We start from the raw sequence: 6,141 nt of genomic DNA on the forward strand, positions 1-6,141 counted from the left end.
TCATGCCGCCGACGGCGGCGCCGGCGAGCTCGGCGGCGCGGTCCACCCGGCGCAGCAGCGCCGCGACCCGGGCCACCAGCTCCCGCATCCGGAACGGCTTGGTCATGTAGTCGTCGGCCCCCACGCCGAGCCCCACCAGCACGTCGGTCTCGTCGTCGCGGGCGGTGAGCATCAGCACCGGGACCGGCCGGACCGCCTGGATCCGCCGGCACACCTCGTGGCCGTCGAACCCCGGCAGCATCACGTCGAGGATCACCAGGTCGGGCTCGTACGTCGCGAAGGCATCCACCGCACCCGGTCCGTCGTACGCCTGGGCGACGTCGTACCCCTCGGCCGTCAGGCGGTCGGTGACGGCACCGTTGATGACCGGCTCGTCCTCGACCACGAGGATGCGTCGCGCTCCCATGCTCCTGAGCGTAGGAGCGCGAACCGTCGGGAAGCCGGGACGACTCGTGAAGATCCTGTGCAGGTCGGAGAGGTGCCGGTCGGTCAGGCCCGGCCGAGCGCCCGGCCCGCGGCGCGGCCGGAGAAGATGCAGCCACCGAGGAAGGTGCCCTCGAGCGCGTTGTAGCCGTGGACCCCACCGCCGCCGAAGCCGGCGACCTCGCCGGCGGCGTACAGGCCGGGCACGGGTACGCCGTCGGCACCCATGACCTGGCTGTCGAGGTTGGTCTCCAGCCCGCCGAGCGTCTTGCGGCTCAGGATGTTGAGTCGTACGGCGATGAGCGGGCCGTGCGCGGGATCGAGGATCTTGTGCGGCTTGGCGACCCGCATGATCTTGCCGGTGCGCTCGCGGCGACCGTTGTGGATCGCCATCACCTGGGCGTCCTTGCAGAACGGGTTGTCGACCTGGCGGTCGCGCGCCTCGATGACGGTGCGCAGCGCCTCGACGTCGAGGACCCGGCCGCCGCGGGCGATCTTGTTCATCCCGGCGACGAGCTCCTCGAGGGTGTCGGCCACGACGAAGTCCTCACCGTGCTCCTTGAACGCCTCGACCGGGCCGGTCGCGCCCTTGCCGATGATGCGGTCCTTGAGCATCAGCGGGATGTCCTTGTCGGTCCAGTCGGGGTTCTGCTCCGAGCCCGACAGGGCGAACTCCTTCTCGATGATCGTCTGGTCGAGGACGAACCACGAGTAGTCGGCGCCGGTGGCGAGGATCTGCTTCATGCTGCCGATCGAGTCGGCGCCGGGGACCCCGGACATGCCTTCGAGCCGCTTGCCGTCGGCGTCGAACCACATCGATGACGGACCCGGCAGGATCCGGATCGCGTGGTCGGGCCAGACCGGGTCCCAGTTGTGCACGCCCTCGACGTAGGCCCACATCCGGTCGCGGTTGACGATGCGGCCGCCGGCCGCCTCGGTGATCGCCAGCATCCGGCCGTCCACGTGCGCGGGGACGCCGGCGATCATGTGCTCCGGTGCGGGACCGACGCGGTCGGTCGGCCAGTTGCGGCGCATCAGCTCGAAGTTGTGGCCGATGCCGCCAGAGCTCACCACCACGGCGGCCGCCCGCAGGTCGAACTCACCGACGACCTCGCGCGACGACCTCACCCCGCGGGCCAGGTCGTCGTCCTCCTCCAGCAGGCTGCCGCGGACGCCGACGACGGCGCCGTCCTCGACGACCAGCTCGTCGACCTGGTGCCGGAAGCCGAACCGCACCAGGCCCGCCTCCTCCGCCTTCAGCACCGGCTCGAGGAAGACCCGCACGACCTCGGGCCCGGTGCCCCAGGTGAGGTGGAACCGCGGCACCGAGTTGCCGTGGCCGGTCGCCCGACCGTCACCACGTTCGGCCCAGCCGACGAAGGTGAGGGACTTGAGCCCGAGGTCGCGCAGGTACTGCCGCTTCTCGGTGGCCGCGAACGCGACGTACGCCTCGGCCCAGCGCTGCGGCCACACGTCCTCGTCGTCGAGCCGGTCGAAGCCGGCCGATCCCATCCAGTCCTGGAGGGCCAGCTCGTGGGAGTCCTTGATGCCCATCCGGCGCTGCTCGGGGCTGTCGACGAAGAACAGCCCGCCGAGCGACCAGAACGCCTGGCCGCCCAGGTTGTTGCGGTTCTCCTGGTCGAGGACCAGGACCCGCTTGCCGGCGAGCGCCAGCTCGTGGGTGGCGACCAGGCCCGCCAGGCCGGCGCCGACGACGATCACGTCGGGGTGGAAGTCGGACATCACGTCTCCTCGGTCAGCGGGCGGGGCGAGGAGAGCCTAGGACGCCGTCGAGGGCGGCCTCCTAGAGGGAGATCTCGAGGGCGTAGATGTCGAGGGCGTAGGGCAGCCGGCCGGGGTCGATGCGCGGTCCCTTGCGGACCTTGAGCTCGCCCGCGTTGACGACGCGGCCGAGGAACGCCTGGCCGAGGAAGATCGCCATCCCGGCACCAGGGCAGCCCTGCGGACCGTGGCTGAAGAAGTTGAAGCGCCAGTCGTCGGCCGCGGTGCCGCTGGTCCACTCCTCCGGCGAGAACCTGTCGGCGTACGGGACCCGCGCCCGGTTGCGATGGTTGAAGAGGTTGTGGATGAGCACCTGGGTGCCCGCCGGGGTCTTCTGCCCGTTCTTCCAGCGGAAGTCCTCCTCCAGCACCCGGCCGAAGAGCGCGGTGGTCGGCCAGAGCCGCATCGCCTCGAGGATGCAGCCGGCGAGGTACGTCGCACCGACGACGTCCTCCACGTCCGCCATGTCCTTGCCGGCCACCTCGGAGCGCGCGACGCCGGCGACCTTGGAGTGGGTCGCCAGCACCATCAGGGTGCGCATCAGGTTGGCTGGGAGCGTGTCCCCCATCGCGAAGAGCCAGTGGATGAGCTGACCCGGCACGTCGGTCGCGGCGCTCTGGGGCGCACTCGTGATGAGGCCGGTCAGCGCGGTCGGGTCCGGCGCGGCGACGTACTGCTCGATCCGGGCGTGGAGCTCGTCGTAGCCCTTCGCCGGCTCGCCCGGCATCTTGTTGCCCGCCGCCATCAGCTGCCCGAGCAGGTCGGTCAGCTCGGTGTCGTCCTCGGCCGCGGTTCCGAGCACGACGACGCGGGTGAGCCGCTGGAAGCAGGCGTTGAGGTCGTCGAACGTCATCGGCCGGTCGAGCCCCAGCAGCGCGTCGGCCTCGGCCACCGCGGCAGCCGCGAACTCCGCCGCGAGCTGGTGGACGGGCTGACCGGTGCCGAGGACGGACTCGGCGAAGGCACGCCGGTCGGCCCACAGGTTGCCCCGCGAGATCGTCAGGGCGGTCGGCTGGAACGCCGCCATGCCCTTGCGCTTGGCGTCCGGGTCGGACGCGAACGGCGACGGCGACCCGCCGAGGACGACCTCGATGTCCTCGGGGTGCGTGAGGAGCAGCGCCTCCTCCGCCCCGACCCGGACCCAGAACGGGTCCGGTCCGTACTTCCTCTCCAGACCCTCGACCAGGCGGTAGGCGAGGTGGTCGGCCGGCAGCTTGCCGACCGCGCTCACCACCGCCTCCCGCTTCCGGAACAGACCCTGGACCACGTTGGGGACGCCCACCTGGGCCGTGAACCGGACGCCCTCCAGGACGGAGGCGTGCTTGAAGTCGAGTGCCACGCAGGTCAGCCTCTCAGGAGCGTCAGAACGGCAGGTAGGACTTGACCGTGTCGGCGGCGCGGAGGATCACCGGCTTCTTGCCCGGCTCCGTCGCACCCAGCTCGTGCCAGGGCGCGAAGACCCGCTCGACGTCACCGATCACCGGCTCGAGCTCGGGGTAGTGCCGCAGCAGCACGTCCTTCATCGAGTTCTCGTTGACCCAGTCGTAGCCGGTCTTGGTGTAGACCTCCGGCCGGAAGTCGCTGGTGAAGAACCGGTCGCTCTTGAGCCGACGCGAGGCCATGAGGATGAAGATCCGGAACGCGGTGTCGGAGAAGCCGAAGCCCTTCGGCGGCTGCTCGGCCTGCATGCCGATCTGGAGGTCGACCAGGTCCACGTCGCCGCCGTAGATCTCGTTGATCTCCTTGGCCCACTGCTTGTTGGGCGTGATGTCCTCGATCCGCTTGCGTCGCGGCATCCGCAGCGCCTCGCGGAAGTCGTTGTAGCGCGGCACGCCGCGCTCCCGGTCGCGGACGATGTCGAGCGTCGCCAGGTCGGTGACCTGGCCGTCGACCCGGGTCAGGTTGCGCAGCGCGTTGGGGTAGTTGTGGAGGCACACGGCACCGGCGCTGGCCTTGCCGATCGAGTACCACATGTCGCCCATCTCCAGGCTGTGCATGAAGTCGCGGGTGGCGCTGCCCTGGATGTCGGTGAAGTAGGCGTCGCGCAGGTGCTCGCCGCTCGCCAGGGAGTAGAAGGACCAGTCGTCGGGGATGAGCGGGTGCATCCGATAGACCGAGACGAACTCCTCGGTCAGCGAGAACGGCGCCGCGTGGTGGTCGGTCGCGGAGCCGATGATCCCCGAGAGCGCCTCGCTGTCGCCGACCCGACCGATCTTGTCGCGGAACGTCTCGCCGAGCGCGCCGTACCAGTTGGCGCTCATGCCGATCTGGAGTGCCGGGTGGCGCAGCACGCACGGCGTCCACTCGACGGTGTGGATCTTGGCGATCAGGGCCGAGACGACGAGGACGCCGAGCTCGAAGAGACGCTGGTCGTCGAGCTCGGGGTGGGCCTTCTTGAGGGCGTCGCAGACCGCGTTGTGCTCGCGCGCGAACACGGTGTGGAGCAGGCCTGGGCCGAACCAGTAGTTCTCCTGCATGCCGGTGAGGTCGATGCCGGGGATGTCGCTCTCGGGCAGCCGGCCGTTGTCGTCGACCTTGATCTTGCCGTCGACGAACGTCCGGATCTGGCCCTGCTTCGCCGCCCCGCTGCCACAGACCTGGGATCCGTCCCACCAGTGGGTCTCGGCGTTGCCGAACACCGGCGCGGGCTGGCCGTCGACCACCTCCCCGCGCATCGGGATCGTCTCGCGGATCCGCATCGGCTTCTCCGGGAAGTCGTCGTCGGCCCCGATCGGCACCTCGATGACCCGGTCAGCCCGGCCGTCGCCGTGGAAGAACCAGTTGTGGTTCTCGAACTGGAGCCAGGCCGCGCCCAGCGCGTTGAGGATGCCGGCCGGCTTGAAGGTGTCGCGCGCCATCAGCCGACGGCTGATCTCGCGAGGGTCCGGCGTCAGCAGCCGCTTGCGGTCGATCACGGTGTCGGCGATGGGCACGTTGCGGCCGAAGCCGGAGTCCTTCGAGCCCATCATCGGGCAGCCGAGATCGTTGTAGGTGCCGTCCGCCGTCCGGGCGCGGACCACCTCGGGCGGCGGGTCGCCGGCCGGGTCGTCGGGCCGCATCCCGTCCTGCTCGTACAGGTTCTCCGCGCGCAGGTCGTCGCGCTCCTTCGACAGCGCGGCAAGCTGGAGGATCAGCGACGGGTGCTGGTACCACTCCAGGTTGAGAGGATTCGGGATGCTGACCATCGAAATTCTCCTTCGAGGCGCGGTGTGTCCTGCGTCACGCTGTCGCACGGAAACATAGGCCCCGCGCGCCTGCGTGAACAGCCCCACGGACGGGCCCACGGTCTGTCACCATCTCCAGATGGCTCTGGATCCTGCGCTCCACGTCACGGTCTCCGGCCCGGCGCTGCCGGCCGCGACCGTCGTGTTCGTCCACGGCATCGGCGACAACCACGAGACCTGGGAGCTGCAGCGCGCGGCGCTCGACAGCACGAGCGTGCGTCACGTGGCCTACGACCACCGCGGCTTCGGCCGGTCGGAGGCGCGGACCGCGCGCCGGGTCACGATCACCGACCTCGCTCGCGACCTCGGCGCCGTCATCGACGACCAGCCCGACGCACCGATCATCCTGGTCGGCCACTCGATGGGCACGATGACCATCCAGGCGCTGGCTGCCGCCCGGCCCGACCTCTTCCTCGCGCGGGTCGCCGGAGTGCTGCTCCTGGCCGGCCCCGGCGCGGGCCGCGAGATCGCGGGCGGCATCCCGCTGCCCGTCGCCCGGGTCGTGTCGGGCTCGGTCCGCCGCGGCCTCTTCCTCGCGGCGGGTCTCCCGTCCCGCAGCCCGTTCGTCCGCGGCATCGTCGCGCTCATGGTCGAGGCCGCCTACGGTCCGCGGGGCGACCGGACCATGCGCGCCGCCGTACGGACCCGGGTGGCCGGCGTGTCCACGCGCACCCTGGTGACGCACGTCGACGCCTGCCTGACCTTCCACGCG

At 70.7% G+C, this 6,141-nt stretch carries 5 protein-coding genes; 1 reads left to right on the forward strand and 4 read right to left on the reverse strand.

What is annotated here, in order from left to right; genetic code table 11:
• The 4 genes from H0487_RS21240 to H0487_RS21255 form a co-directional block, all read right to left on the reverse strand.
• Window positions 1-406 (reverse strand): response regulator transcription factor (locus H0487_RS21240; protein WP_183096218.1); only part of this gene is annotated, 406 nt, incomplete at its 3' end.
• 83 nt (window positions 407-489) lie between these two features.
• Complete coding sequence (locus tag H0487_RS21245) at window positions 490-2,166, reverse strand: FAD-binding dehydrogenase (protein ID WP_183096219.1); 1,677 nt, start codon at window positions 2,164-2,166, stop codon at window positions 490-492.
• 61 nt (window positions 2,167-2,227) lie between these two features.
• Window positions 2,228-3,544, reverse strand: a complete 1,317-nt coding sequence (locus H0487_RS24395; protein ID WP_183096220.1) for a cytochrome P450 — start codon at window positions 3,542-3,544, stop codon at window positions 2,228-2,230.
• 22 nt (window positions 3,545-3,566) lie between these two features.
• Window positions 3,567-5,390, reverse strand: coding sequence for a peroxidase family protein (locus tag H0487_RS21255; RefSeq protein WP_183096221.1), 1,824 nt, complete (start codon window positions 5,388-5,390; stop codon window positions 3,567-3,569).
• A 118-nt stretch (window positions 5,391-5,508) separates the two neighbouring features.
• On the opposite strand from H0487_RS21255, the gene H0487_RS21260 reads away from it, so the two are divergent.
• On the forward strand, window positions 5,509-6,141 hold a 633-nt coding region (locus H0487_RS21260; RefSeq protein WP_183096222.1), incomplete at its 3' end, for an alpha/beta fold hydrolase.

Origin of the sequence: Nocardioides stalactiti (assembly GCF_014180715.1) — a bacterium.
Classification (GTDB): Bacteria; Actinomycetota; Actinomycetes; order Propionibacteriales; family Nocardioidaceae; genus Nocardioides; species Nocardioides stalactiti.

Bases quoted from the DNA above. Each gene is read 5' to 3' on its own strand.
- H0487_RS21245 (WP_183096219.1), bottom strand. From the start codon at position 2,166: ATGTCCGACTTCCACCCCGACGTGATCGTCGTCGGCGCCGGCCTGGCG.
- H0487_RS21255 (WP_183096221.1), bottom strand. From the start codon at position 5,390: ATGGTCAGCATCCCGAATCCTCTCAACCTGGAGTGGTACCAGCACCCG.